The organism is Kitasatospora sp. NPDC054768 (genome assembly GCF_053612025.1).
The window spans coordinates 38,735-65,727 of the sequence record NZ_JBSHBN010000011.1; the positions used below are offsets into that span (position 1 = coordinate 38,735).

At 77.5% G+C, this 26,993-nt stretch carries 15 protein-coding genes; 11 read left to right on the forward strand and 4 right to left on the reverse strand.

The window, feature by feature from the left end:
- The first annotated feature begins 7 nt into the window (after positions 1–7).
- A complete protein-coding gene (locus tag ACWGKU_RS05440) occupies positions 8–655 on the forward strand; it encodes a type VII secretion system-associated protein (protein WP_452179625.1) in 648 nt (215 codons plus the stop codon).
- A gap of 77 nt (positions 656–732) precedes the next feature.
- Here ACWGKU_RS05440 and eccD read toward each other — a convergent pair whose 3' ends face one another.
- Positions 733–2,100, reverse strand: coding sequence for a type VII secretion integral membrane protein EccD (eccD, locus tag ACWGKU_RS05445; protein ID WP_452191349.1), 1,368 nt, complete (start codon positions 2,098–2,100; stop codon positions 733–735).
- 203 nt (positions 2,101–2,303) lie between these two features.
- Between eccD and eccCa the strand changes: the two genes are divergently transcribed.
- Both eccCa and ACWGKU_RS05455 read left to right on the forward strand, forming a co-directional pair.
- Positions 2,304–6,266: a type VII secretion protein EccCa gene (eccCa, locus tag ACWGKU_RS05450; protein ID WP_401050780.1), complete on the forward strand. Its 3,963-nt coding sequence runs from the start codon at positions 2,304–2,306 to the stop codon at positions 6,264–6,266.
- Positions 6,266–8,641 carry a hypothetical protein gene (locus ACWGKU_RS05455; RefSeq protein ID WP_452179623.1) on the forward strand — a complete coding sequence of 792 codons (2,376 nt, stop codon included), beginning with the start codon at positions 6,266–6,268 and terminating at the stop codon, positions 8,639–8,641. The genes eccCa and ACWGKU_RS05455 overlap by 1 nt, the downstream gene beginning before the upstream one ends.
- A gap of 13 nt (positions 8,642–8,654) precedes the next feature.
- Here ACWGKU_RS05455 and ACWGKU_RS05460 read toward each other — a convergent pair whose 3' ends face one another.
- The gene (locus tag ACWGKU_RS05460; RefSeq protein ID WP_452191358.1) at positions 8,655–9,050 is read right to left on the reverse strand and encodes a DUF4259 domain-containing protein; all 396 of its coding nucleotides are present in this window, start codon (positions 9,048–9,050) and stop codon (positions 8,655–8,657) included.
- Between ACWGKU_RS05460 and ACWGKU_RS05465 the strand changes: the two genes are divergently transcribed.
- From ACWGKU_RS05465 to ACWGKU_RS05480, 4 genes are all read left to right on the forward strand, one after another.
- A complete protein-coding gene (locus tag ACWGKU_RS05465) occupies positions 8,937–9,374 on the forward strand; it encodes a hypothetical protein (protein ID WP_380355891.1) in 438 nt (145 codons plus the stop codon). The two genes, ACWGKU_RS05460 and ACWGKU_RS05465, sit on opposite strands and share 114 nt — an antisense overlap.
- 92 nt (positions 9,375–9,466) lie before the next feature.
- A complete protein-coding gene (locus ACWGKU_RS05470; RefSeq protein WP_452191351.1) occupies positions 9,467–10,951 on the forward strand; it encodes a hypothetical protein in 1,485 nt (494 codons plus the stop codon).
- Between the two features lie 85 nt (positions 10,952–11,036).
- Positions 11,037–14,387, forward strand: coding sequence for a right-handed parallel beta-helix repeat-containing protein (locus ACWGKU_RS05475; protein WP_401053413.1), 3,351 nt, complete (start codon positions 11,037–11,039; stop codon positions 14,385–14,387).
- Positions 14,384–15,628: a S8 family serine peptidase gene (locus tag ACWGKU_RS05480; protein ID WP_452180695.1), complete on the forward strand. Its 1,245-nt coding sequence runs from the start codon at positions 14,384–14,386 to the stop codon at positions 15,626–15,628. The genes ACWGKU_RS05475 and ACWGKU_RS05480 overlap by 4 nt, the downstream gene beginning before the upstream one ends.
- A gap of 187 nt (positions 15,629–15,815) precedes the next feature.
- On the opposite strand, the gene ACWGKU_RS05485 is transcribed toward ACWGKU_RS05480, so the two are convergent.
- Entirely contained in the window at positions 15,816–16,805 is a 990-nt protein-coding gene (locus ACWGKU_RS05485) for a hypothetical protein (protein WP_452180694.1), read from the reverse strand.
- A 273-nt stretch (positions 16,806–17,078) separates the two neighbouring features.
- Here ACWGKU_RS05485 and ACWGKU_RS05490 point away from each other — a divergent pair, with 273 nt between their 5' ends.
- A complete protein-coding gene (locus ACWGKU_RS05490; RefSeq protein WP_401056232.1) occupies positions 17,079–17,456 on the forward strand; it encodes a hypothetical protein in 378 nt (125 codons plus the stop codon).
- A 273-nt stretch (positions 17,457–17,729) separates the two neighbouring features.
- The gene (locus tag ACWGKU_RS05495; protein WP_359899411.1) at positions 17,730–18,368 is read left to right on the forward strand and encodes a sigma-70 family RNA polymerase sigma factor; all 639 of its coding nucleotides are present in this window, start codon (positions 17,730–17,732) and stop codon (positions 18,366–18,368) included.
- 69 nt (positions 18,369–18,437) lie between these two features.
- Here ACWGKU_RS05495 and ACWGKU_RS05500 read toward each other — a convergent pair whose 3' ends face one another.
- A complete protein-coding gene (locus ACWGKU_RS05500; protein WP_452180693.1) occupies positions 18,438–21,299 on the reverse strand; it encodes a BTAD domain-containing putative transcriptional regulator in 2,862 nt (953 codons plus the stop codon).
- Between the two features lie 325 nt (positions 21,300–21,624).
- On the opposite strand from ACWGKU_RS05500, the gene ACWGKU_RS05505 reads away from it, so the two are divergent.
- Positions 21,625–24,273, forward strand: a complete 2,649-nt coding sequence (locus tag ACWGKU_RS05505; protein ID WP_401046756.1) for an AfsR/SARP family transcriptional regulator — start codon at positions 21,625–21,627, stop codon at positions 24,271–24,273.
- A 319-nt stretch (positions 24,274–24,592) separates the two neighbouring features.
- A complete protein-coding gene (locus tag ACWGKU_RS05510; RefSeq protein WP_452191353.1) occupies positions 24,593–26,962 on the forward strand; it encodes an ATP-binding protein in 2,370 nt (789 codons plus the stop codon).
- Positions 26,963–26,993: the final 31 nt, after the last annotated feature.

Here is a 26,993-nt window from a genome sequence, read left to right on the forward strand (position 1 = left end):
GACCGCGATGACCGCTCCCGGACAGGGCCACGACGAACCGACGGCCGCCACGCCGCCACCCGACACGGCGCCGGTGCCCGAGCGCATCCTGGCCGCCGCGCGGGCCGCGCCGGGGCAGTGGATCGGGCTGGTCGACCCGAACTGGCAGGGCGAGGGGCAGCCACCGGACTGGGCGGTGATCGGCCGGTGGCGTGCCGGCGAGGACGGTTCCGTCGAGGAGTTCGCGCCGAACGCGGAGTACCGCCCGTCGCCGCTGGCGCGCGAGTGGCCCGCACCGACCGACCCGGTCGACGCCGCCGTCCAGCTGGCCGCGACCGGGTACGGGCCGGGCGACGACGTCTACCGCGCGCTCGCCTCGGCCCGGGTCGCCGTACTGCTGGACGAGTTCGGCACCGTCGGCGGCTTCGGACTCCCGGACGGCGAACCGGCCGTGGTCGTGTTCTCCGCGCGCTCCTGGCTGGAGGCCGCGGGAAGCCCCGGGCACGCGGTGGTCGGCCCCGGCACGCTGCTGGAACGGCTGCCCCCCGGCCTCGGGATCGTCGTCAACCCGGGAGCCCCGGCCGCGATGAGGCTGGAGCCCGGCTCCCTGTGGGCGGCCCTCGACGCCCGGGAGCGGGCCGGCGACCGGGGCGGCCCGCTCCGCCCGTTCGACTGACCCGGCCCGTACCGGGGCGGGCAGCGGAAGGGCCCGCCACCGGGGGACGGTGACGGGCCCGCGGATCCCCGCCCGGCTCAGCCGGCCAGGCCGCGCAGGGTGTGGTAGACCCCGCAGGCCTGGAGGGCCAGCGGCAGCAGGGCCAGCGCGCACAGGGTGTGCAGGACGTCCGCGAGGCGGCCCCAGTAGGGCAGCAGACGGCGGCCGGGCACGGTCCAGGCGGCGACGAGGAGGGCGGCCGTCAGCGTCAGCAGGACCGCGAGCAGGAGCAGCCGGTCGGTGGTGGAGGCGCCGGCGGCGGCGCGGGTGAGCAGCACCAGGCCGCCGAGGACGCCGGGCAGCAGGACGGCCAGGCGCTGGCGGATGCTGCCGACGGCCCGTCCGTGCAGCAGGAGCAGCAGGCTCAGCGCGCCGGCCTCGGCCGGGCCGGCCCAGCCGTCGGCGAAGGGCAGCACGGTCAGGCAGACGGCGCAGACGGCGCCGATCGCGGTGTGCAGGGCCATCAGGTAGTCGTCGGCGACCAGGGCGCGGGGCAGCACGGCGGCGGCCGGGACCGGCTCGATGTTCTCCTGGAGCTCGTCCGCGTTGCGCGGCAGCATCGGCAGCCGCAGCCCGGACAGCCGGAACGCCAGCGAGGGCACGAAGGCGCCGACCAGCACGGCCACCACCCCGACCACCGCCACCAGCTGGGCGAGCGTCATCCCGGCCAGCACCAGCACCCCCGACAGCACCCCGAGCAGCGCGACCAGCGCCACCCCGAGGAACAGCGGCGCCGCCGCCCCCACCGCCGCCAGGGCCAGCACCGCCGCCCCGGCCCCGGCCGAGGAGGCCGCCAGGATCCGGGCACCGAGCAGCTCGCCCCCACCGGACCCGCCGGACCCGCCCGGCCCGTTCGGCAGCAGCAGCGCGGCGAGCGCCAGGTACGGGACGGCGGCGGCGCCCAGCGCGGCGCCCGCGCCCGCGTCGGCCATCGCCCGGGAGGCGCTGGCCGCGCCGAGCAGCAGCAGGACGGCGACCGCCGCGGCGGCGGCCTCGCGCGGGGCCGCCGGGCCGGACAGGGCGAGCAGCACCCAGCCGGCCGCCAGCGCCGTCAGCGCCAGGGCCAGGGAGAGGACCCGGGTGAGGGCCGGGCGCCAGGTGTCGCCGCGCTCGTTCATGCCGGTGGCGACGCCGTCCACCAGATCGTCGAAGTGCACCTCCGGCAGGGCCTCGTGGCGGGCCCGCAGGTACAGGGCGTCGCCGTCGTGCAGGCCGAGCGCCTCGGCGGTGCGCTCCTCGTCCAGCGGATCCTCGCCGAGCCGCTGGAGCACCCAGCCGCCGTGCTCCAGGCCCTCCTCGGCGAGCCCGGGCCCGGCGTGCCCGAGGACGGCGGGCAGCAGGTCGGCCAGGGGCACATCGGCGGGGACGGCCAGCTCGAAGGCCGTCCCCGGCGCATGGAACCTCAATCGGCACAGTCCTGCCACGACACTGCTGCTCACGCCGGTCCTCCGGTTCGCTGGGCGGTGGTCCGCCTCTCCGCCCGGATGAACGGCCTGCCCGGCGTGCTGCGTTCAACCGGTGTGCCGCGGTCGGACCCCGCACCGCTGAACCTCCGGTGCCGCGCCGTCCGTCACCCAGAGGGAACGGCCGTGGTGAGAAGGAGCCCTGAGTGAGCGTGGAGCTGATCAACCGGACGCCCCGGCGTCCGGGGCCCGAGATGCCGGACGGCGAGATCCAGCTCCAGGAACCGCCGGGCCTGCCGGAGAAGCAGAGCGGCATGGCCAGCGTGATCAGCATGGCGCCGATGGCGCTCGGCTCGCTGTCGATGGTGTTCATGTTCCTGCACCCGGGCGGCGGCGAGGGCAGCGGCGGCATGCTCAGCTACGTCGCGATGGGCATGATGGCGCTGTCCGCCGTCGGGATGCTGGTCACCCAGCTGATCCGCGGCTCCAGCGACCGCAAGCAGCAGCTGCGCGCCGAGCGCCGCGACTACCTGCGCTACCTCTCCCAGATGCGCCGTCAGGTGCGCCGCTCGATCGACGCCCAGCGCAAGGCCCTGGCCTGGCGGCACCCGGCACCGACCGAACTGGGCTCGCTGGTCGGCACCACCCGGCTGTGGGAGCGACGGGCCGCCCACCCCGACTTCAGCGACGTCCGGATCGCGCTCGGCGCCCAACGCCTGGCGACCCCGCTCGCGCCGCTGGCCACCAAGCCGGTGGAGGACCTGGAGCCGCTCTGCGCCCACGCGCTGCGCCGCTTCATCCACGCCTACGGCACGCTCGCCGACCAGCCGATGGCGATCCACCTGCGCGGTTTCGCCCACCTGCTGCTGCGCTCCGACGACCCCGAGGCCGCCCGCTCGCTGGTGCGGGCGGTGCTGGCCCAGCTCGCCGTGGTGCACGGCCCGGACGAGCTGTGCATCGCCGTCGTCACCGACCCCGAGCGGCGGGCCGAGTGGGAGTGGGCCAAGTGGCTGCCGCACGCCCTGCACCCGACCGACACCGACGGCGCGGGCCCGGTCCGGCTGGTCGCCGGCAGCCTCGGCGAGGTCGAGCAGCTGCTCGGCGAGGAGTTCACCGGCCGTCCCGGCTTCGAACCGGACGCCGTACCGGCCCGGGACGAGCCGTTCACCGTCCTGGTCCTGGACGGCCCCGGCGCCCACTCCGGCAGCCGCGCCGCGCTGGCCGGTTACCGCAACGCCGTCCTGATCGACCTCGCCGACTCCCTGGAGTGGCGCCCGGCCCGCACCACCCTGCGGCTGCGGATCGAGGACGGCCGGCTCACCATGGTCGGCGCCGACCGCAACCGCAAGGACGTCGTCACCGACCTCGGCCGCCCCGACGGGCTCCCCCTGCCCGCGGCGACCCGCCTCGCCGCCCGGCTCGCCCGCTACCGGATCGCCGACGGCGTCGACGCCGCCGAACCGCTCGCCACCGACTTCGACCTCACCGCCCTGCTCGGCATCCCCGACCTGCACGCCCACGACGTCGAGGCCCTCTGGGCGCAGCGCGGCATCCCGCAGCGGCTGCGCGTCCCGCTCGGCCTCGGCCCGGACGGCCGGCCCGTCGACCTGGACCTCAAGGAGTCCGCCCAGGGCGGCATGGGCCCGCACGGCATGCTGATCGGCGCCACCGGCTCCGGCAAGTCCGAGCTGCTGCGCACCCTGGTGCTGGCGCTCGCCGTCACCCACTCCTCCGAGGTGCTCAACTTCGTCCTGGTCGACTTCAAGGGTGGTGCGACCTTCCTCGGCCTGGACACCCTGCCGCACACCTCCGCCGTGATCACCAACCTCGCCGACGAGGCCGCCCTGGTCGACCGGATGCGCGACGCCCTGCACGGCGAACTCGTCCGCCGCCAGGAGGTGCTGCGCGAGGCCGGGTACGCCTCGCTGCTGGACTACGAGACCGCGCGCGCCGCCGGCACCGCGCTGCGGCCGCTGCCCACGCTGTTCGTGGTGGTCGACGAGTTCAGCGAACTGCTGTCCGCGCACCGGGACTTCATGGAGCTGTTCGTGATGATCGGCCGGCTCGGCCGCTCGCTCGGCGTGCACCTGCTGCTGGCCTCGCAGCGGCTCGACGAGGGCCGGATGAGCGCCCTGGAGTCCCACCTGTCCTACCGGATCGGCCTGCGCACCTTCTCGGCGATGGAGAGCCGCGGCGTGCTCGGCGTCCCGGACGCCTACCAGCTGCCCTCCCAGCCCGGCAACGGCTTCCTGCGCAGCGACATCTCCACCCTCACCCGGTTCAAGGCCGCGTACGTCTCCGGCCCGTACCGTCCCAAGCGCCGTGCCGCCCAGCAGGCCGCCATCGCCGGGCAGGTCGTCGCGTACGGCACCGAGTACGTGATGCCCCGGCAGCTGCCGGTGGCGGCGGCCGAGACCGAGGAGGAGCAGGTCTCGGCCGGCTCGCTGCTGGAGATCGCGTCCGGCCGGCTCCGCGACGCCGGGCCGCCCGCCCACCGGGTCTGGCTGCCGCCGCTGGACGTCCCGCCCACCCTCGACGAGCTGCTGCCGCCGCTCGTACCGCACCCCGAGCGCGGCCTCACCACCGAGGACCGGGCCCGGCACGGCACCCTCGGCCTGCCGGTCGGCGTGGTCGACCGCCCCTTCCACCAGCTGCGCGACCTGCTCACCGCCGACCTCTCCGGCGCCGGCGGCCACGTCGGCATCGCCGGCGCCCCGCAGAGCGGCAAGAGCACCCTGCTGCGCACCCTGATCACCGGGCTCGCGCTCACCCACACCCCGCGCGAGGTCCAGTTCTACTGCCTGGACTTCGGCGGCGGCACGCTCTCCGCGCTGCGCGGCCTGCCGCACGTCGGCGGAGTCACCGGCCGGCACGACGGCGAGCGGGTGCTGCGGACCGTGGCCGAGGTCAACGGGATCATCACCCGCCGGGAGAAGTACTTCGCCGAGCTCGGCATCGACTCCGTCGCGTCCTTCCGCCGCCGCCGGGCCGCGGGCGAGCTGCCCGACGAGACGCACGGCGACGTCTTCCTGGTGGTCGACGGCTGGAACACCCTGCGCCAGGAGTTCAACGACCTCGTCCAGCCGCTCACCCTGATGTCCCAGCGCGGCCTCAACTACGGCGTCCACCTGGTCGTCGGCACCACCCGCTGGGGCGAGATCACCGGCGGCCTGCGCGACCAGCTGCAGACCCGCTTCGAGCTGCGGCTCGGCGACTCCGTCGACTCGATGATCAACATGCGGGCCGCCGCCAAGGTGCCCAAGCTGCCCGGCCGCGGCCTCACCGACGAGCAGCTGCACTTCCTCTCCGCACTGCCCAGGATCGACGGCTCCGGGAACACCGACGACCTCGGCGAGGGCGTCGCCGACCTGGTCGACGCCGTCGCCGCGCACTGGACCGGGCCGCGCGCCCCCGAGGTGCGGATGCTGCCGCTCGTCCTGGACGCCGAGCGGCTGCCCGCCCCCGAGGGCCGGCTGCGGGTGCCGATCGGCCTGGAGGAGACCGAGGTCTCGCCGCTGTGGCACGACTTCGAGGAGAACCCGCACCTGCTGGTGGTCGGCGACAGCGAATCCGGCAAGACCAACCTGCTGCGGCTGATGATCAAGGCCATCACCACCGCCTACACCCCGGCCGAGGCCAGGATCATGCTGGTCGACTACCGGCGCGGCCTGTACGACGCGGTGCCGGAGGAGTACCGGCTCGGCTACGCGGTGGCCGTCGACAAGCTCCGCCAGATCGTGGACGGCGCGTCCCGGGCGATGAAGAACCGCGTCCCGCCCGCCGACATCACCCCCGCCCGGCTCAGGCTGCGCGACTGGTGGACCGGCCCCGAGCTGTTCATCCTCGTCGACGACTACGACCTGGTCGGCTCGGGCAGCGGCGGCCACCCCTTCAACGTGCTGCTGGAGGACCTCGCCCAGGGCACCGAGATCGGCCTCCACGTGGTCGTCGCGCGCGGCGCCAACGGCATCGGGCGGTCGCTGGGCGACCCGCTGATCCGCAAGCTCCAGGAGGTCAACTCGCCCACCCTGCTGATGTCCTGCCCGCCCTCCGAGGGCTACCTGTTCGGCAACCTCAAGCCCCGCCAGTTCCCGGCCGGCCGCGGCCTGTACATCACCCGGCGGCGGACCGTACAGGTGCAGACCGGGCAGCTGGCGGAGGAGGAGTGATGGGCGCCTCGACGCTGCGGGCGCTCGGCCCGCACTACGTGATCGCACCGCCCGGCGCGGAGGCGCACGGACTGGCCGAGGCACTGGCGCCGGTACGCGCCGAGCCGCGGGCCCTGCTGCTCCTCGCCGCCGCCGAGGACGCGGCGCCCGTGCTGCTGGCCTCGCTGGACGAACTCGCCCGGGCCGCGCGCGAACGCGACGCCGACGTGCTGGTGCTGGCCGCCTCCGGGCTGGCGGCGCTCGGCCCGGACGGCCGTCGGCCCGCCGAACTGCTCGCCAGGCGCTGCGGGTTGACGGTCGTCGCGCCGGACGCGGTGGTCAGCGTCGAGCCGGACGGCACCCTGCCGGCCGTGAACGGGACGTGGTGGCGCTGCCGGCCCGGCGGGGGAGCGGAACCGCTCGGCAGCCGCTGGCCCGCCGCCGCGACCATCACCCCGCTGGCCGGCGGGGTGTTCTGGGTCACCGAGGCGCCGGTGGGGCCCGCCCTGCCCGCCGTACTGGAGCGGGCCGCCGCACCGCGGGACGGGCTGCTGCTGATCATCGGCGAGCCGGCCGGACCGCTGCCCAGCGGCGCCCAACTGGCCAACGCGGCGGTGCTGCTGCAGGAGACGGCCGGACGGGCGGACCACCTCGTGCTGAGCGCGCCGTGGGCCGCACCGGTCGAACTCATCGAACTGGCGGCGGTGTTGGCGGCCTCGCTCGGACAGGAGGTGCGGGCGGCGATCGGCGTGCCGGTGAGTGCGGCGGGGGCCGCCGGGCCCGACGTGCGGACCGTCCACGTGGCGGCGGACGGCGGCGAGGGCTGGGAACCGTACCTCACCGAGCTGGTCGCCCGCCCGAGCGAACGCACCGTCACCGCCGTCGGCTGGCGCACCCGACCCGACCTGCCCCCGGCCCCCGGGACGGCCCGCTACCCGGCCTTCCCCGGCTGGGAGCTGGAGGCGGTGGCGGCCGGACTGTGGCTGCGCCCGGCCGCCGCCGCGGACCGCGGACCCCGGCTGCGCCGGCCGGACCCGGCGCGGCCGGTGCTGGTCGTCGGCACGCCGGGCCGGCCGGTGCCGGAGACGGTCTGGGACCACCTCGGTGCGCTGCTGGGCTCGCTCCCGACCGGGGCGGCGCGGCTCGCGCTCGCGGTGGCGGGGATGCTGGACGTGGAGTCGGCGGCGGTGGGGCGGTTCTGCGCGCGGCTGTACGGGCTGGACTGGATCGGGGCGGAGTCGGTGGCGGCGGGTGCGGTGGTGGAGCCGTGGCCCCGGGCCGAGGTCGAGGTCGAGGCTGCGGTGGAGCCGGAGCCGGAGCCGGAGCCGGAGCCGGTGCCTGCGCCCGTGGCCGTGCCCGATCCCGATCCCGAACCGGTGACGGTGCCGGCGCCCGCTGCCAGGGTGTCGACCTCGGGCGGGGCCTTCGTGGCGGAGACCTCGGGGGAAACCAGCGAAGGAACAATATTGCTCCCTGAGGCGATCGGCGAGGAGCCCGAGGCGGCCCCCGAAGCCCCGACCCCCGAGGCAGGCCCGGTCCCCGAGCCCGAGCCCGACCCGGCTCCCGAGCCCGAGCCGGTCCCCGAGCCCGAGCCCGACCCGGTTCCCGAACCCGTGACACCGGTGGCGCCCGTGACGCCCCCGCCCGTGACGCACCCGCCCGTGACGGCGGCGGACCCCGCCACCCCCGCCGAGGACGGCGCGGCCCTGGCCGCCCGACTCGGCCCCGCCTACCAGCGCCTGGCGCGGCGGGCCGAGGACGTCGCCTCTCGGCTGCCCGCCCTGCGCGCCCGGGCGGAGGAGGGCGAGCAGGGCCCCGAACTGGTCGCCGTCCTGCTGCAGCACGGCGACTGCGGCCCGCTGGCCCCGCGCGCCGAACTCCTCGCGGCGGCCCGGTCCGGCGCGCCCGGCCCCTACGGCCCGTACCTGCGCTGCCTGGCCGCGGGCCTGCGGCGGCTGCCCAGCCACTACGGCGGCGTGCTGGTCGCGGGCCCGGCGCAGGACTGCGACCTCGCCGCGTACGCCCCGGGCGCGGTGCTGACCGAGCGGGCCCCGGTGACCGGCCTGGCGGCGCCCGGAGCGGATCTGGGGGAGGACATCGGGATCGAGTTCGCCATCTGGTCCGTCAGCGGCCGCCGCAGCTCGGCCTTCGGCGGTCCGGGCGACCAGCCGACGGTGATCTTCGCCCCGGGCACGGAGTTCGAGGTGGTCGAGGTCGAGCCGGCCGCCCCGGAGGAGGGCCGTCCGGCCCGGGTGCTGCTCCACGAGATCGGCGGCGTCCGCCCGGGCCCGGACCGGCTGCGCACCTGGCTCGCCCGCCGCGACGCCGTCGCCCCCGCCGACCGCGTCCGCCCCGCCGACCCCTCCCGCTACGCCCTGGACCTGGGCGCCGCCTGACGGTCGACCGTTCCTAGAGGTCGAACAGCGCGTCCTGCGGCTCGGGATCGGGTGCGAGCACGGCGCGCGGGCGCCTGACGGCCTGGCGCCACTTCGTGCCGTCGGGCGCCTCGTCCCAGAGCTCGGCGAGCTCGGACCCCCCGGCGACCACGCGGTCGAGTGCCTCGACGGCGAGCGGCCGCAGGTCGGTGGCGAGGACGGGAAGCGCCCCGCGCGTGCCCCGGTGAACCCCGGGCCGCCGGTCGGCCGTCGGACGGAACGTAGGGCTGTGGTGATCGGCAGGAGGAGTACGGGGATGGGCGAGACGGTGAACGGCGGGTTCCGGCTGGCGGCGGTGTTCGACGCGGTGGATCCGGTGACCGGGCCCGGGTTCGCACCGGACCGGCCGCGGCTGGCGGCGGGGGCGGATCGCGAGGCCGTCGCCCGGTACCTGCGGGCCGGGGCGACGGTGCTGCTGACGCCGATGCTGATGGACGACGTGGTCGACCCGGGGCGGCGCGGCGTCGTGCCGATGGGCTTCCGCACCGACGGCCGGTGGATCTGGACCGACACCGTGACGTACTACCTGGAGGAGTACGGGCTGGCGCCCGACCCCGAGTTGCTCGCCCACGTGCGCGAGCAGCTCGACGAGCCGTGGACGCAGCCCTCGGCGGCGGTGCTGGAGCAGGCCGTGTCCTTCGTGCTGTCCCCGCCGGAGGCGGCCGCGGAGCCGGTCTGGACGGTCGGGACCTGAAGCGCGCCGGCCGGCCGAACCGGTCCGGCTGAACCGGTTCGGCCACGCGGGCCGTAGCTCCCCACAGGAGTGTCGTCGAACGCAGGGGATGCATGGTGGGCGAGGAGCAGCGCGGCGAGCCGGAGCGGAGGGCGGGCGGCTTCCAGCTCCCGGCGGTGAACTGGGCGTTGGCGGCCGAGGCGGACCCCGGGGAGCCGGCGGAGCCGGCGCAGGAGCCCGCGAGCGCCGCGACGGCGGTGCTCCCGGCGCCGTCGGGTGCCGGTGCGGGTGCGGGCGCCGCGGGCGCCGCGACGGGCGGGGCACGGACCGGACCGAAGCCCGAGGCCGGACCGAAGCCCGAGGCCGAGGCCGAGGCGGAGCCCGAGTCTGCGGCGCCGACGGGTATCGGGCCGGCGCCGCTGCCGTCCCCCGTCGCGGCTTCGACCGCCCCCGGGGCGCCCGAGGCGGTGGCACTCGCCGCCGTCGCGTCCGCCGAGCCGGCCGGTGACGGCGCCACGGACCCGGGGCCGCGCCCCGGCCGGGTCTCCCGGCCGATGATCGCCGCGGCCGTCGCCGTCGGCCTGGTGCTGGTCGGCACCTCCGTGGTGGTCACCCAGCTCGGCGGCAACGACCCCAAGCACGGGCCCGCCCAGGCCGACGTCCCGCCCGGCTACGGGCAGGGCGGCGGGGACGGCGGCAACGGCTACGTCCCCGGCTTCGACGAGCACGGCGGCACCGGCGGGGGCGCCGCGCCGGACGGGCAGCCGGGTGCGGTGGTCCCGCTGCCCGACGGTTCGGCCGCACCCTCGCCGGGCGACCAGGCGGCCTCGGCTCCCAACGGCGCCGTCGTCCCCAACGGCGCCGGCGGCACCGGTGCGGCCGCCCGTCCCGGGGGCGGCGCGGCCAACCCCGCCCCGGGCGGCGGGACCGACCGCTCCCAGGGCGGTGCGGCGGCCGCCTCGGGCGGCGCGGCCTCCGGCGGCACGGGTGGTGGCGGCGCGGCCAACCCGGCCCCCAACCAGCCCCCGGCGAACCCGCCGGCCGCGCCGCCACCGGCGGCCCAGCAGCCCGCGCCGCCGCCGGCCGCCGCCAAGCCGCCGGCACCGGTCACCGTGATCGCCGGCCCGTACTGCTCAAGCGGCGGCCAGTACAAGCCCAACGGCTGGTACGACCAGGGCACCAAGGGCTGGCGCAACAACTCGGGCGGCTACAGCGGCGACGGCTGCAACGGCACGTACGCCTCGATGCCGATGTCCGGCGACGCGAACAAGGACGACAACAGCAACTCGGTGGTCTGGACCTTCACCGTGGACAAGGTCAGCAGCTGCACCCTGTCCGTCTACATCCCGGCCAGCGGCGACGTGAAGCAGGTCGGCGGCAACCCCAGCCTCTACACGGTGCAGAGCGGTGGCGGCCAGATCGGCTCGTTCTCCATCAACCAGACGGCCAGCCGGGGCAGTTGGGTGAACCAGGGCCCGTTCTCCTACCGCGGCCCGATCTCGTTGACGCTGCACAGCCGCGGCCTGGACTGGTCGGGCAGCACCGAGACGTTCGCCCACCACGCCGCCAGCGCCGTCCGCGCCACCTGCACGGCCTGACCCCGCCCGACCCCCCGCCCCCCCCGAACCACCGAACCCCTGAACCACCGAACAACAACGCCCCACGACGAAGGGAACCCCAGGCATGTCGCGCCCGGTGCTGACGGTCTGCGCGGAGCAGCGGGAGCCCGGCTCCTACCGCACGATCGGCGAAGCCCTCCAGGCTGCCCGCAGCGGCGCGGTGATCTCGGTCCGCCCCGGCCGGTACGACGAGAACCTGGTGCTCACCAAGGTGGTGAGCATCACCGCCGAGGACGTCCGGGGCAGCGTGCGGATCAGTCCCCGCCGCGGTTCGGTGGTCCAGGTGCTCACCGAGGCCGTCCAGCTCACCGGCCTGGTGCTCCAGGGGCAGGACGACGACCTGCCCGCCGTCGACGTCCCGCGCGGCCAACTGGCCATGCAGGACTGCGAGGTGATCGGCAACGCGTGGACCGCCGTGCTCACCCGCCAGCAGGGCGAACTCGCCATGCGCGGCAGCCGGGTGACCAACCCGGCCGGAGCCGGGCTGGTGGAGACCTCCACCGGCACCAGCGTGATCGAGGACAGCGTCATCGAGCACCTGGGCACCTCGGCCGTGGTCATCGGCGAGCGGGCCAACCCGACCGTCCGGCGCTGCGTGCTGCGCGACGCGCGCGGCAACGGCCTGTGCGCCAACGGCGAGGCGCGCGGCCTCGTCGAGGACTGCGAGATCTCCGCCACCGACAAGCCCGCCGTCGCCCTGGAGGAGCAGAGCACCACCCGGCTGCTGCGCACCGAGATCCGGGACAGCGCGCTCGGCGTCTTCATCGGCTCCACCGCCCGGGTCGTGCTGGAGGACTGCACCGTCACCGCCGTGCGCGCCCACGGCTACGTCCTCACCAACGGCACCGACCCGCTGCTGCGCCGCTGCCGCGCCGTCCGCCCCCAGGGCCACGGCCTGCACATCGCCGGCCGGGCCCGGGGCACCCTGGAGGACTGCGAGGTGACCGCCCCCGCCCTGGCGGGCATCCACGTCGGCGAGTCGGCCGGGCCCAGCCTGGTGCGGGCGGTGGTGCGCGACGCCGGGACGGACGGCGTCGAACTCACCGGGGAGAGCGCCGCCGAGTTCGACCGCCTGGAGGTCCGGGACGCGGCCGGCGTCGGCATCGTGGTGCGCGACGGCGCCAACCCGCTGCTGCGCCGTAGCACCGTCACCGCCGCCGGCGGCCACGGGATCGAGGCGCTGCGCGACGGGCGCGGCCGGCTGGAGGACGTCACCGTCGTCGACGCCGGTGGGCACGGGGTGCGGATCGCCGACGGTGCCAACACCTACCTCGGTGGCAGCCTGGTGCGCGGCAGCGGATCCTGCGGGATCTCGATCGGCGCCGAGGGCATCGTCACCCTGCGCGACGTCGAGTCCGCCGACAACGCCCTGGACGGCGCCGAGGTCGAGCACGGCGGCGACCTGACCGCCACCCGCACCCGGCTGCGGACCAACCGGCGGCACGGGCTGCACCTGCGGTCCGGCGCCCGCGCCACGCTGACCGCCTGCCAGCTCAGCGACAACACCGTGGACGGGCTGCGCTCCGACTCCGTGGAGCCCGTGCGGCTCACCGACTGCGTGGCCGCCGAGAACCAGGGCGCCGGGCTGCGGCAGACCGAGCCGACCGACCGTCTCGCCGTGGAGAACCTCGACAGCCGGGACAACCGCTCTCCGGACGCCCACGGCGCGGCGGCCGTCGCCACCACCGAGCCCGGCGCGGCCCCCGCCGGCGACGGGTCGGACGCCCCGGCCGAGGGCGCCGCGGCTCCCGCCCCGGCCGCACCGCAGGGCCCGCAGGCCGTCCTCCAGACCCTGGTCGGGCTGCAGGGCGTCAAGGAGCAGGTCGCCACCCTGGTCAACCTCAACAAGCTGGCCCGGCGCCGGGAGCAGGCCGGGCTGCCCGCCCTGCCGATGAGCCGGCACCTCGTCTTCGCCGGCCCGCCCGGCACCGGCAAGACCACCGTCGCCCGGCTCTACGGCGCGATCCTCGCCGAGCTCGGCGTGCTGCGCAGCGGCCACCTGGTCGAGGTCGCCCGGGCCGACCTGGTCGCCTCGATCATCGGCGGAACGGCCCTGAAGACCACCGAGGTGGTCAAGGAGGCGCTCGGCGGGGTGCTGTTCATCGACGAGGCGTACACCCTGTCGGCGGGCTCCGGCGGCACCGGACCGGACTTCGGCCGCGAGGCCATCGACACCCTGGTCAAGCTGATGGAGGACCACCGCGACGACCTGGTGGTGATCGTCGCCGGGTACGAGGCCGAGATCCGCGAGTTCCTGGCCTCGAACCCGGGCCTGGCCTCCCGGTTCAGCCGCACCGTCGAGTTCCGGAACTACAGCGACGAGGAGCTCACCACGATCGTCGAGCACGCCGCCGCCGGGCACGGCTACGAACTCGTCGAGGGCACCCGGGAGGCGCTCGCCGCGCACTTCGACCGGATGCCCAAGGGCGCCGACTTCGGCAACGGCCGGGCCGCCCGCAAGGTGTTCGAGGAGATGGTCGACCGGCAGGCCTCCAGGCTCGCCGAACTGGAGCACTTCGACAACGAGGCGCTCACCCGGCTGCTGCCCGCCGACGTGGGCGAGCAGGCCGCCGCCGACGAGGCGAAGGCCGACGAACCCGGCCTGCTCGACCGGCTGCGCGCCATGGTCGGCCTCGCCGCCGCCAAGGAGCAGGTCGAGGACCTGGTCAACCTGACCCGGCAGACCCGGCGCCGGGTCGAGGCCGGGCTGCCCGCCGCCACCATCAGCCACCACCTGGTGTTCTCGGGCCCGCCCGGCACCGGCAAGACCACCGTCGCCCGGCTGTACGGCGAACTCCTCGCCGAACTCGACGTGCTGCCCTCGGGCCAGCTGATCGAGACCGCCCGCGCCGACCTGGTCGGCCGCTACATCGGCCACACCGCCCAGCTCACCCGGGACGCCTTCGAACGCGCCCGCGGCGGCGTGCTGTTCATCGACGAGGCGTACACCCTGACGCCCCGCAACGGCTCCGGCGGGGACTTCGGGCAGGAGGCCGTCGACACCCTGATGAAGCTGATGGAGGACCACCGCGACGAGGTCGTGGTGATCGTGGCCGGATACCAGGAGGAGATGCGCGGCTTCCTCGCCTCCAACCCCGGCCTGGCGTCCCGGTTCTCCCGGGAGATCACCTTCGACCACTACGCGGACGACGAACTCGTCACCATCGTCCGGGTGCAGGCCGAGGCCGCCGGCTACACCTGCACCCCGGAGACCCTGGCCGCGCTCGGCACGCTGTTCGCGGCCGTCCCGCGCGACCGCTCCTTCGGCAACGGGCGGTTCGCCCGGCAGGTGCTGGAGGCGATGATCACCCGGCAGGCGGGCCGGCTGTCCCGGCTGGACATCGCGGACCTCGACGAGCTCAGCCTGCTGCTGCCGCAGGACATCCCGGCCGAGCGGATCGGCAGCCTCGCATGAAGCGGGCGCCCCTGGCCCGGGCGGTGGCCGCACCGCTCCTGGCCGGGCTGCTGCTGCCCGTGGCGGGCCCGGCCGCCGCCGACACGCCCGCCGGCCCCGACGCCCTGCCCGGCGTCAGCCAGCAGCGGCGCGACGCGAGCGGCCGGTCGGCCGGCTGCCTGCCGCCGTCCACCAAGGGCACCCAGCTCACCCCCTGGCCGCAGACCTTCCTGAGGCCCGACCGGGTCTGGCCGCTCAGCCGCGGCGAGGGCGTCACCGTCGCCGTCCTCGGCTCCGGGGTCAAGGACGGCAGCGGCCTGCTGGCCGGCCGACTCGACCTGGCCCAGCTGCCCGGCGGCCCCGACCCCGCCCAGGACTGCGTCGGCCACGGCACCTTCCTGGCCGGCCTGATCGCCGCCGACCAGCGCGAGGGCGCGGGCTTCGCCGGCCTCGCGCCGCGCGCCCGGATCCTCGCCGTCCCGGTCACCAACGAGGCCGGAACCCCCTCGGCGGACCTGCTGGCCCAGGGCGTCACCGCGGCCGCCGACCGCGGCGCGCGGGTCATCGCGGTCGGGGTGGCGCTGCCGAACGGCACCGACGCCCTGGCCGCCGCGGTCCGCGCGGCGCGCGGCAAGGGCGCGCTGATCGTCGCCCCGGCCGCACCCGACACCGTCCCGACCGACGGCTCCGGAACCGCCAAACCCGTCCCGGCGGTCTACCCGGCGGCCTACCCCGAGGTGCTCGCCGTCCGCGACCTCGCCCCCGGCGGCGCGCTCCCGGACGGCCCCTCGGCCGTCCCGGTCGGCGGCCGGGTCGACCTCGCGGCCCCGGGCGACGCCGTCACCGGCCCCGGCCCGGCCCCCGGCGGCTACTACACCGGCGCCGGCCCCAGCTTCGCCACCGCCTTCGTGGCCGGCACCGCCGCCCTCGTCCTCGGCTACCGCCCGGACCTGACCGTCGACCAGCTGACCCAGCGCCTGGAAGCCACCGCCTACCGCAGCCCCGACCCCCAGTACGGCCACGGCACCGTCGACCCCGTCGCCGCCGTCACCCGCCTCGCGGCCCCCGGCGCCCCGGCCCCGCCGACCGCGGCCGCCGCCCCCACCATGCCCCCCGTCCCGCCCCCCAGCGACGCCGGCCACCGGGCGGGCCTGATCGCGCTGTCCTTCCTCGCCCTCGTCGCCCTGGTCGCGGCGGCGGGCGCGGTGGCCCCCCGCGCCCGCGCCCGGGGCTGGCGCCCGGGCCGGGCGGAGGAGAGCTGACGGGTCGGCCTGGACCGCGGGGGAACGCCTCCTCGTGAGTGGGCGAGGCGGTGTCCTGCGGCGGATCGCCGTCCTCTTCCCGGCCTCCAGGCCTCCCGGCGCCCGCCGGGAGGCCTGGAAGAGGCGTGGCCCGCGCCCGTCCGGTAGGGCGCGGGCGGGCGGTGGGTCGCTCCTTCTGCGGCCTCCCTCAGCCCCGGCGTTCGGCCATGGCGTCGCCGATGAGGGCGGCGAGTTCGAGGTAGTCGAGGCGGGCCCGGGGGCGCAGGGCGGCGGGGGCCGCCTGGGGGCGGCCCGGGAGGGGGAGGGCGAGGGCGCCGCGGCAGCGGGTGCGGAAGTGGGGGAGGAGGTCGCGGCCGGCGACCGGGCGGTCGGTGGGCGGGGCGGGGGTGAAGACGGCGGTCGCCCCGCGGGCCAGCCGGTCGTGGCCGAGGGCGGTGAGGTGGTCGAGGAGGGCTTCGGTGATGCGGGCGCCGTCGGCGCTGGCCGGGGCGCAGAGGATCAGCTGGTCGGCCCGGTCGACGGTGGCGAGCTGGACCTCGGCCGGGGCGCCGGTGGTGTCGGCGAGGACGACCGGGTAGTGGCCGCGGGCCTCGTCGAGGGCCTCCCGCAGGGCGGCCGGGTCGGGTCGTACGGATCGCAGTACGAGCCGGCCGCCGGTACGGCACTCGCTCCCGGCGGGCCCGGCGGTGGACAGGACGAGCACCGGGTCGGCCCGGTGCTCGGCGAGCAGGGCGCCGAGGACGGCGGCGGCCCCCTCGGCGGGGCCGCCCAGGACGGCGATCCGGTGGCAGGCCCGCAGCGGCACCCGGACGCGTTCGACCAGGCGCCGCCGCCGTGCCTCCCCGCCGCCGGGCAGGACGAGCCGCAGCGCGCGCGGGAGGTCCGTGCCGGGGCGTTGTGCGGGCGGGTCGGGCAGCGGTCCGGCTGCCGCGCCGGTGTCGGTGCCCCGGGCCGGCGGCTCCGCCGGAGGGACGGCCGAGGGCGCCGCCGAGGGGGGTTCGGCGGTCAGGGCGCGGGTGAACAGCTGCCGTTCGGCGGGCGGGATGAGGACGGTGCCGAGCGGGTCGAGCGGGCGCCGGGGCAGCAGGGCGACCGGCTCGGGCCAGGCGGCGGGCGAGTAGTCGGGTGCGGCCGGGGTGGTGCTGCCCGCGCCCGCGGTGCCGTCGGAGAAAGCCATCGGATGACCTCCCGGTCCAGGGTGCGCCGGACCGGTGCCTCCGGTCCGGCCGGCCCGTACAGCCGGGAGTACGGCTGAAGGCGCCCCTCCGGTTCACTGAACCGCCCTCGGTGGGGGGCCCGTTGAGCGGGGCAGGGTGCACGGAGCACCCCTGGTCGCATCGGGAGGTCCGCATCGGAAAACCCTCCGCCCCACCGGCTACCGATCGGTACCGTCATCCGGTGGCACCCGGCGCCTGCCGAGTGCCACCGAGTCGGAAGGAGCGTGAGTCCCGTGAACGGGACGGGGGAGGGACGCGGCATGGCCGCGGACGGGCCGGAGGCGCGGGAGTTCGTCGCGGCCCTGGTGCGGGCCGGGGCGCCGAGCGCGGACGGGCCGGCCGCGCTGGCGGTGCCCGAGGCGGAGGCGGAGGAGGTGATCGCGGTCGCCCGACGGCTGGCGCTGCGCGTGGTGCCGGAGGGCCGGTGGTGGCCGCGGCCCGCGACGGCGCTGCTGGACATGGCGACGGCGCTGGTGGTGGACGAGCACCCGTCGGCCCCGCGGTGGTCGGCGGCGGAGCGGCAGCGGCTGACGGGCTGGGTCGCGGTGCTGATCGAGCACCGGGGCGAGGACGGGGTGCAGGAGCTGCTCCGGGCGCTCGGCGGGGGCTGAGACCGCCGGGCCCGGGCGGTCGGGGCGCCGTCCGGGCGGCGGCGCGGGCGCCGCGGCTCACGGCCGCTAACGACCGGCCAACAGTCGTCGGCGCCCGCCAACGGTGGCACCCGGGACCGGTCCGAGTGCCCCGGGCGGGGGCGTTGGTGCTGCCTTGGTGCGGACTTGGCGGCCTCCGGCAGTGTGCTGTTGCAGCCACCGCCGGGGGATGTCCGGTCGCTGCCCAGCACGCCCTGCCCGTGCTGCGCCCCTGCCCGACCTGAGAGGTAGCGCGTGTCGAAGCCGTCCGTCGCCCAGCCCACGTCCGTCACCCCGTCGTCCGAGGGTCCGGCGGACGCGCCGGAAGGCGTCACCGCCCCGGCCCGTCCGACCCTCGACCCGGACACGCTCGCCGAGATCCACCGGCTGCACGGCGGCTACCTGCTGCGCGCGCTGCTGCGGGCCACGGGCGGGGACCGCGGCAAGGCCGAGGACATCCTCCAGGAGACCCTGCTGCGCGCCTGGCAGCACCCGGAGGCGCTGTCCGCCGGGCCTGAGGCGAGCCGGCCCTGGCTGTTCACGGTCGCCCGCCGGATCGCGATCGACCACTACCGGATGGCCGCCGCCCGCGCCAAGGAGGTGATCGGCGAGCCGATGGAGGACCGGCCGGTCGCCGACGACCCCTACGAGCGGGTGGTGGTGGCCCGGGACATCGCGCTGGCGCTGCGCCGGGTGCAGAAGCACCACCGCGAGGTGCTGGTCGAGCTGCACCTCAAGGACCGCTCGGTGCTGGAGGCCTCGGCCCGGCTGGGGGTGCCGCCGGGGACGGTCAAGTCCCGCAACTTCTACGCGATCCGGGCGCTGCGCCCGGTGCTGGCGGCGGAGCACGGGTACGCCCCGACGGAGCGCGGGGCCGCCTCGGCCGCGGGCTGACCGGGCCGCCGTCCCGTCGGGCGGCACGGGCCGCCGGCCGGCCTCCGCCAGGGCCGGCCGCCGCCCGGGTCAGTCGTCCGCCGGCCGCCGCCCGGTACGGAGCTTGAGCGACGCCTCCAGGCCGGTGGTGAACCCGCTCCGGTAGCCCGCGCGCCGGTCGTGCGAGCGGAAGCGCTCCAGCGCCGAGCGCAGCCTGGCACCCACCTCCGGTTCCCGGCCCCGGGCGGACAGGTGGGCGGCGTAGGACTGTTCGGCCAGGGCGTGCAGGTACAGCAGGCCGGCCTCCTCGCACGCGGCGAGCAGCCGGTGCCAGGCGAGGTCGGCGGCGACGTCGCGGACGGTCGGCGGGAGGGCCTGCGTCTCGGTCAGCAGCGACCAGAGGTGGACCTGGGTGACGGGCGTGGCCGGCAGCAGCTCCCGGGCCTCGCGGGACCGGCGCTGGGCGCCCTCCCGGTCCCCGACGGCCAGGCTCACCCAGCCCTGGTGCACCTTGGCGTCGACCAGCCGCCGGCGGTCGCCGGACTCCAGCGCGAGCGCGGTGGCGCCGGCCGCCAGCCGTTCGGCCTCGGCGCCGTGGCCGAGCATCGCGGTGACCATGGCCAGCGTGGCGAGCGCCCGGACGTGCGCGGACACGGCCGCGGGCCCGGTCCCGGACTCGGCGGCGGCCACCGCCCGCCGGGCCGCCTCCGCGGACTCCTGCCGGCGTTCCAGCGCGACCAGGGCCTGCGCCCGGCAGTTGAGCAGCAGGGCGAGCGCGACCGGGTCGCCGCACCGTTCGGCCGCCGCCTGCCCGAGCCGGGCGCAGGCGAGCCAGTCGGTGAAGCGGCCGGCGCCGTAGTAGAGCGAGCCGCAGGTCAGCGCGAGCCGCCAGGCGCGGGCCGGGTCGGTGTCGGGGGAGGCGACCAGCGCGGAGACCGCCGGCTCCTCGGCGTCGAACCAGTCGAGCGCGGTGCGGATGTCGACGGCGGCCGGCAGGGACTGCGCCGGGCCGGCGGGCGGGGCGGTGTCCTCCTGGCCGGGGTCGAGGAAGGAGCCGCAGTGCCGCAGGGCCGTGAGGTAGTGGTCGGCCAGGCGTTCGCGCAGCAGCCGCCGGTGCCGCTCGGGCCGTTCGGCGAGCAGCCCGGCGCCGTAGCGCCGGACCAGGTCGGTACGGACGTGGCGCCCGGGGGCGGTGCCGGTGAGCAGGTGGTGGGAGGTCAGCTCGCCGAGCGCCCGGTGGGCGGTGGCGGTGTCGCTGCCGAGCAGCGCGGCGCTCGCCGAAGCGTCCAGCTCGCGGCCGGGGTGGGCGGCCTGGACGGTCAGCAGTTCGGCCGCGGGTTCGCAGAGCCGGCGGTGGGTCAGCCGGAGCCGGCCCGCGACGGAGAGCGTGCCGTCGGCGTCCAGGGCGGCCAGCCCGGTCCGCTCGTCGGCGAGTTCGGCGACCAGCCCGGCGATCGTCCAGTCCGGCCGGGTGGCCAGCCGGGCGGCGGCGATCCGCAGGGCGAGCGGCAGACGGTCGCAGAGCCCGGCGAGCCGGGCGGCGGCCTCCGGCTCGGCGCGCAGCCGCTCGGGCGTCAACGCGCGCTCCAGCAGGTCCAGGGCGTCGTCCTCGGGCAGTGCGGCCAGGCGCAGCAGGGTCGCTCCCTCCAGTGCGACCAGGCCCTCCAGCGCGCCCCGGCCGGTGACCACGGCGGTGCCGGCCGGGCCCGCGGGCAGCAGGTCGGCGACCTGGTCGGCGTCGGCGGCGTCGTCCAGCAGCACCAGCAGCCGCCGGCCCCCGGTGCGTTCGCGGTAGAGCGCCGCCCGGGCGGCGCGCCCGGCGGGGATGCCGTCCCGCGGCACGCCGAGCGCGCGCAGGAAGCCGGCCAGGACGGCCTCGGGCCGGGCCGGGCCGTCCGGGGCGAGGCCGTGCAGCTCGGCGTGGAGCAGGCCGTCCGGGAAGCGGTCGGCGACCCGGTGCGCCCAGGCGGTGACCAGCGCGCTCTTGCCCACCCCGGCCGGGCCGACCACCAGCACCGGGCCGTCCCCGGCCCGGCCGCCCCCGTCGGGGCCCGCCCCGCAGGCCCGGTCGAGACGGGCCAGGTCGCCGGTGCGGCCGACGAAGTCCGGTTGGCGACGCGGCAGTTGGCGCGGAACCAGCGGGACCGGCGGGGCCGGCGGGGTCTGCGGCGCCGGCTCGGCGGCCGGGGGAGCGGCGGCCGGCGGCTCCACCGTGCGGTCGTCGGCCAGCACTTCGGCGAGTGCCGCCCGCAGCGCCGGGCCGGGGTGGATGCCCAGCTCCTGGGCGAGCCGCATCCGGGCCTGGTGGTAGGCGGTCAGCGCCTCGGCGGGCCGGCCCGCCTGGTGCAGGCAGCGCATCAGCAGCGCCACCAGTTCCTCGCGCAGCCCGTCCGTCCGGACGCCCTGCTCCAGCACCGGCACGGCCGACGCCCCGGCGCCCTGGCCCAGCCGCAGCCCGGCCCAGCGGAGCAGGGCGGCGGTGCGGGACTGCCGCAGCCGGTCCACCGCGGCGGAGCGCAGCGGGGTGTCGGGCAGGTCGGCCAGCGCCTCGCCGCGCCACAGCCGCAGTGCCCCCTCCAGCAGCGCGACCGCCGTGGCGCAGTCGCCGTGGCCGGCCTGCCGGTCGGCGGCGCCGGTGAGTTCCTCGAAGCGCAGCGCGTCCACCTCGTCGGCCGGCCCGGCCAGCAGGTAGCCGGAGTCCCGGGTGTGCAGCTCGAACGGGGTGCCGGCGAGCACCTTGCGCAGCGCGGCGACGTGGCCCTGCACGGCCGCCCGCGCGCTCGGCGGCGGCTGCTCGTCCCACAGCAGCTCGCACAGCTGGTCCACGGTGACCAGGTGCCCCAGCCGCAGCGCCAGCAGCGCCAGCACGGCCCGCCGCTGCGCGCCCGCCACGCTCGTGAAGCCGCCTGCCCCGATCCGCAACTCCACCGGCCCGAGCAGCCGAATCCGCACCAGTACCCCCACTTCACCGCAGAACCGCGCATCACGCCCCGAAGCGGCCATCGGCCCTCGGGGTGGAGCAGTGTAGTGCGAGAAGATGTCCGGTCATGTCGGTCGGTTGTCCCTGCCCCCGGTTGACGCGTCGGGAGCGGCGGATGGTTGCGCCGGCGGGGGATCGGGCCGGAACACCGTGTCGTACCCCTCGGTTCGGCCGGGGCGCCGTGTCGTACCCCCGCGGTACGGTGCCCGAGGACGGCCCCGGACCGGTGCGAAGGGCCTGACCGGCCCTATCCTCGGTCGGGCCGGGGAGTCGAGGACGGGGGAGGGGAACGGGCGCGTGCACATCGATCTGCTCGGACCGGTGGTGGTGCGGCGGGAGGACGGGACGGCGGTGACGCCCTCGGCGCCCAAGCGCCGGGCGCTGCTGAGCGCGCTCGCCGTGCGGCTGAACCGGACGGTGGCCACCGAGGAGCTGATCGAGCTGGTCTGGGAGGGCTGCGCGCCGCCCACCGCGCGGGCCGCCCTGCAGGGCCATGTCGCGGCGCTGCGCCAGCTGCTGGACGGCTCCGGACTGGAACTCGACACCCGCGGCTCCGGCTACCTGCTGGCCGGTGAGCCCGACCGGATCGACGTGCTGCGCTTCGCCCGGTTCTGCGAGCAGGCGGGCGTGCTGCTCCCCGAGCCCGCCGGCCCGCCGCGGGGCGCCGCGCCGGACCGGGCACTGCCCCTGCTGCGCGCCGCGCTGGACCTCTGGCGCGGTCCGGCGCTCGCCGACTGCGGCTCCGCCCTGCTGCGCGAGCGGACCCTCCCGTACCTGACCGACCTGCGGCTGCGCGCCCTGGAGCTCCTGGCCGACGGCCTGCTCCGGGCCGGCCGGGGCGGCGAGCTGGCCGCCGAACTCGACGAGGCCGCCGACGGCCACCCCGCCCGGCAGCCGCTGGCCGCCCGGCTGGTGCGCTGCCTGGAGCAGGACGGGCGGAGCGCCGAGGCGCGGGAGCGCTACGAGCGGGCGGTGGCCCGGCTCAGCTGGCCGCCCGGCCCCGAACTGCGACGGGCCGGCGAGCTGGCCGGCGCCCGGCCCGCCGCCGACCGCCGGTTCGTCGGCCGGAGCGTCGAACTCGCCCGGCTGGAGCAGGTGTTGCCCGCCGCTCGGGACGGCCGGCCGATCCTGGTCACCGGGCCCGCGGGGGTCGGCAAGACCAGCCTGGTCCGGCAGTGGACGGCCCGGCGCGGCGACGCCTACTTCCCGGACGGCGTCCTCCGCGCCGAACTGCGCGGCTTCGACCCGGACGGGGCGCGCGAACCCGGCGAGGTGCTCGGGGAGCTCCTCACCGCCCTCGGCGTCGACCCGGACGCGCTGCCCGCCGAAGCCGAGGACCGCGCCCGCCGCTACCGCGAACTGATCGGCGGCCGGCGGATGCTGGTCGTCCTGGACGACGCCGCCTCCTACGAGCAGCTCGCCCCGCTGCTGCCCGACCCGCCGGCCACCGACAGCGAGCCCGCCCCGGTCGCGATCGTCACCAGCCGCAGCCGGCTGCGCCACCTGCTGGTCCGTACCGGCGGCATACCGGTGCCGCTCGGCGCGCTCGGCGCCGACGAGGCCGCCGACCTGCTCGCCCGCATCCTCGGCCCGGACCGCACGGCCGGTGAGCCGGAGGCCGTCGCCGAACTCGCCGAGCGCTGCGACCACCTGCCGCTCGCGCTGCGCCTGGCCGCCGCCCGCCTGGCCGCCCGGCCCGACTGGTCCGCGGCCGACCTCGCCGCCGAACTCGCCGACGAGCAGACCGGCCTGGCCGCCCTCTCCGGTGCCGGCGCCGGCACCGACCGCGGCCCGCTCGGCCTCACCACGGCGCTGGACCGCACGTACCGCGCGCTGGCCCCGGACGCCGCCCGGCTGTTCACCCTGCTCGGCCTGCACCCCGGCGCGGAGATCGGCACCGACACCGCCGCCGCCCTCGCCGACCTCCCGCCCGCGACCGCCCGCACCCTGCTGACCCGGCTCGACGCCGTGCACCTGCTGGAGGAGACCAGCCCCGGCCGGTACGCCCGGCGCGAGCTGGTCCGCCGCCACGCCGCCGCGCAGGCCGCCGAACTCGCCTGCGACGAGCGGTACCTGGCCCTCGACCGGTTGATCGCCCACTACCTGGACGTCACCGCGGACTGGGCGGGCGAGGGGGCGGAGGCCGGGGGCGCGGCGGCCGGGAGCAGTGGGTCGGCGGCGGCCTGGTTCCGCCGCGAGGAGAGCGCCCTGCGCGCCGTCGTGCTCTGCGCCGAGCAGAAGGGACGGCCCACCGCGGCCTGGCGACTCGCCCACCGGGTCGGCCGGTTGTACGAGACCACCGGCCACGACCGGACGCACTGGCGGGCCGTGGTCGAGGCCGGGCTGCGCGCCGCGCACGCGGACCGGGACGAGGCGGCGGTCGCCCGGCTCGGCACCGACCTCGCCGTCCTGCACGTCGACCGCGCGGCCCACCGCACCGCCGCCGACCAGTTGGAGCGGGCGGTCGACGCCGCCGACCGGGCCGGCGACGCGGCGCTGCGCCACCACTGCCGCAGCCGGGTGGCGGCCGCGCTGCTGCGGACCGGCCGGTACGAGCGGGCGGTGCCCATGCTCGGCGACCTGGTGGCCGCCGCCCGCACCCCGGCCACCGACCACCTGCTGGTCCGCGCGCTCACCGACCTCGCCGACGCGCTCGTCCTGGCCGGCGATCCCGGGCCCGCCCTGCGCCACGCCGACGAGGCGGTGCGCGCCGCCACCGCCCGCTCCGGCGGCGCCGAGGCCGTCCTCGCCACCCACAGCCGGGCCCGCGCCCTGCACGCACTCGGCCGCCGGGACGCCGCGCTCTCGTCGGCCCGGCTCGCCGTCGCCCTCGGCCGCACCGTCGGCGACCCGGCCCTCGAAGCCCGCTCCCACGGCCTGCTCGCCGACCTGCTGGACGCCCTCGGCCGCACCGTCGAGGGCGCGGAGGCGAGACGCCTGGTGTAGGGCCGTCGCCCGCCGGGCCCTGCCCCGGCCGCCCCCGTGGCGGGAAACCGCCGCCGGAGACCGGCCGTCCGTGGCGGAAAACCGCTGATCGGCCGGCGGAACCACAGGCGGAACTATCGGCGGTCCGCCCCCGCGCAACCGCCCCCGCCTGCGTCGCCCCGCCCGCAAGCATCCCTCCTGACCTGGGCGGATATCCTGAGGGAGGGGCGACTGGGAGGAATCCGTCCGCCCGGGCATACTTCTGCCTGGAACGAACCGCCGGAGGCGACTCCAGGCAGAAGTGCGGAACTGCGCAGGACCGAGTGAGTGGGGGCGGGGCATGGCGGCCGGGGGCGGTACGGACACGGACGCGAACGAGTTCAGCTGTCTGCTGGCAGGGCACCGGGTGGTGGCGGGCCTGACCCAGGAGGAGCTCGCCGCGGCCGCCGGGGTCAGCCTGCGCGCCCTCGGGGACATGGAGCGCGGTCGCACCCGCGGCCCGCAGCGGCGCACCGTGCGGGCCCTGGCCGAGGCGCTCGGGCTGGACGGCGTGCAGGCGGAGGCGCTGGACCGGGCCGCGCAGTCCGGACGCCCGCGCGGGGTGCGGCCGGGCTCGGCGCCCGCCGGGGGCCGCGCCCGGCCCCGCCGGTCCGCCGCGCACGAGGCCGCCGCCCGTACGGACGCGCCGCGCGCCGCGGCCCCGCCGGTGCCCGCCGCCGAGACCGGCCAGAGCGCCCTCGCGCTGCCCCGCGACATCGCCGACTTCACCGCCCGCGAGGACGCCCTCGCCCTGCTCGCCCGGCTGGCCGAGGACGAGCGCCCGGCCCACCCGCGCGTGGTGCTGGTCAGCGGCCAGCCCGGCCTCGGCAAGACCTCCTTCGCCCTGCACGCCGCCCACGTCCTGGCCCCGCGCTTCCCGGACGGCCAGCTCTCGCTGGACCTCGGCGGCATGTCCTCGCAGCCGCTGCCCGCCCGGGACGCGCTCGGCCAGATGCTGCGCGCCCTGGGCGTGGCCGATGCCGCGGTGCCCGCCGGGACGGAGGAGCGGGCCGGCCTCTACCGGGCGCTGGTGCGCGAGCGGCGGCTCGTCCTGGTGCTGGACAACGCCGCCGACGAGGGCCAGGTGCGTCCGCTGCTGCCCGGCTCCGGCCCGGCCGTGACCATCGTGACCAGCCGCAACGTGCTGCCCGGCCTGGAGTCGGTGCACCGGTTGAGCCTGGACGTGCTCTCCCCGGCGGAGGCAGCCGGGCTGCTGGCCCGGATCGCCGGCCGCGAGCGGATCGAGGCCGCGCCCGACGCCACCGCCGAGCTGGCCAGGCTCTGCGGCTACCTGCCGCTCGCGCTGCGGATCGCCGGGCAGCGCCTGGTCGCCCGCCCGCAGCAGCCGGTCGCCCACCTGGTGCGCCAGCTCACCGCCGAGGAGAACCGGCTGGACCTGCTGGAGACCGGCGACCTGGCCGTCCGCCCGGCCTTCGAGCTGTCCTACCGGCGACTGCCCGCCGAGTCCCAACTGGTCCTGCGCCGCTGCGCGCTGACCGCCGGGCAGGACTTCACCGCGGAGATCGCCGCGGCCTACGCGGGCCTGTCGGCGGCCCGCACCGAGCTGGTGCTGGAGCAGCTCGTCGACGCCGGGCTGATGCAGGCGGCCACCCCGGACCGCTACCGCCTGCACGACCTGGTGCGGCTCTACGCGGGCGAGCGGCTGACCGCCGACGAGACGGGCCAGGAGCTGGCCGAGGCCCGCACCCGGGCCGGCCGCTGGATCCTCGGCCGGGCGGCGGAGTACGGACTGCGGTTCGACCCCGACCACGCCACGGACGCGGCCGGCACCGGCGGCGCCGCGCCCCCGCACCTCACCGAGGCGGCCGCCTGGCTGGAGTACGAGCACCCCGAGTGGCTGGCCGCCCTGCACCAGGCGCAACGGGCCGGCCGCTACCGGGAGGTGGTGGACACCGCCGAGGCGATGCACTGGTTCTCCGACCGGCTGCTGAGCTGGGGCATCTGGGCCGAGGTGTTCCAGCTCTCGGCGGACGCCGCCCGCGCGACCGGGGACCGGCGGGTGGAGGCGGTGCACGTCAACTACCTGGCCTGGACGTACATCACCTGCCTGCACCGCTACCAGCGCGGCATCGAACTGGCCACCGAGGGGCTGGAGCTGGCCCTCGCGGTGGGCGACCGGGAGCAGCAGGGCTGGGCGCTCACCTACCTCGCCTCGGGCCTGCGCTACCTCCAGCGGCACCGGGAGGCGACCGACGCCTTCCACCGGGCGGCGGACGCCTTCGCCGAGCTCGCCAGCCGCTCGGCGATGATCGGCCGGCTGGTCACCCTGCGGGGCGCGGCCAACTGCCTGCGGGAGTCCGGCCGGGCGGAGGAGGCGGTGGATTCGCGCCGGCGGGCCCTGGCCGGGGCGCTGGAGCTGGTGGAGCGCTGGTCCTCGCCGCTGATGCACCTGCTGGCGGCCATGACCGCGCACGAACTCGGTCTGGACCGCGCGGCGTTGAGGCGCTGGCCGGCCGCCGAGAAGGCCTACCGGCAGGCCCTGGTGCACTTCGAGGCGGTGGGCCGCCCGGACAGCATGACCAAGACGCTGACCGAACTGGGCACCGCGCTGATCGAGCAGGGCCGCGCCGAGGAGGCCCGCGAGCTGCTGACCGAGGCGCTCACCGACCTGAGCGCGGAGGGACCCCGCGCGGCGGGCGCCCGGCACTGACCGGTTCTCCCGAGGGGCCCGGCCGGTGGCG

Bases quoted from the DNA above. Each gene is read 5' to 3' on its own strand.
- ACWGKU_RS05440 (WP_452179625.1), top strand. From the start codon at position 8: ATGACCGCTCCCGGACAGGGCCACGACGAACCGACGGCCGCCACGCCG.
- ACWGKU_RS05455 (WP_452179623.1), top strand. From the start codon at position 6,266: ATGGGCGCCTCGACGCTGCGGGCGCTCGGCCCGCACTACGTGATCGCA.
- ACWGKU_RS05465 (WP_380355891.1), top strand. From the start codon at position 8,937: ATGGGCGAGACGGTGAACGGCGGGTTCCGGCTGGCGGCGGTGTTCGAC.
- ACWGKU_RS05470 (WP_452191351.1), top strand. From the start codon at position 9,467: ATGGTGGGCGAGGAGCAGCGCGGCGAGCCGGAGCGGAGGGCGGGCGGC.
- ACWGKU_RS05475 (WP_401053413.1), top strand. From the start codon at position 11,037: ATGTCGCGCCCGGTGCTGACGGTCTGCGCGGAGCAGCGGGAGCCCGGC.
- ACWGKU_RS05480 (WP_452180695.1), top strand. From the start codon at position 14,384: ATGAAGCGGGCGCCCCTGGCCCGGGCGGTGGCCGCACCGCTCCTGGCC.
- ACWGKU_RS05485 (WP_452180694.1), bottom strand. From the start codon at position 16,805: ATGGCTTTCTCCGACGGCACCGCGGGCGCGGGCAGCACCACCCCGGCC.
- ACWGKU_RS05510 (WP_452191353.1), top strand. From the start codon at position 24,593: ATGGCGGCCGGGGGCGGTACGGACACGGACGCGAACGAGTTCAGCTGT.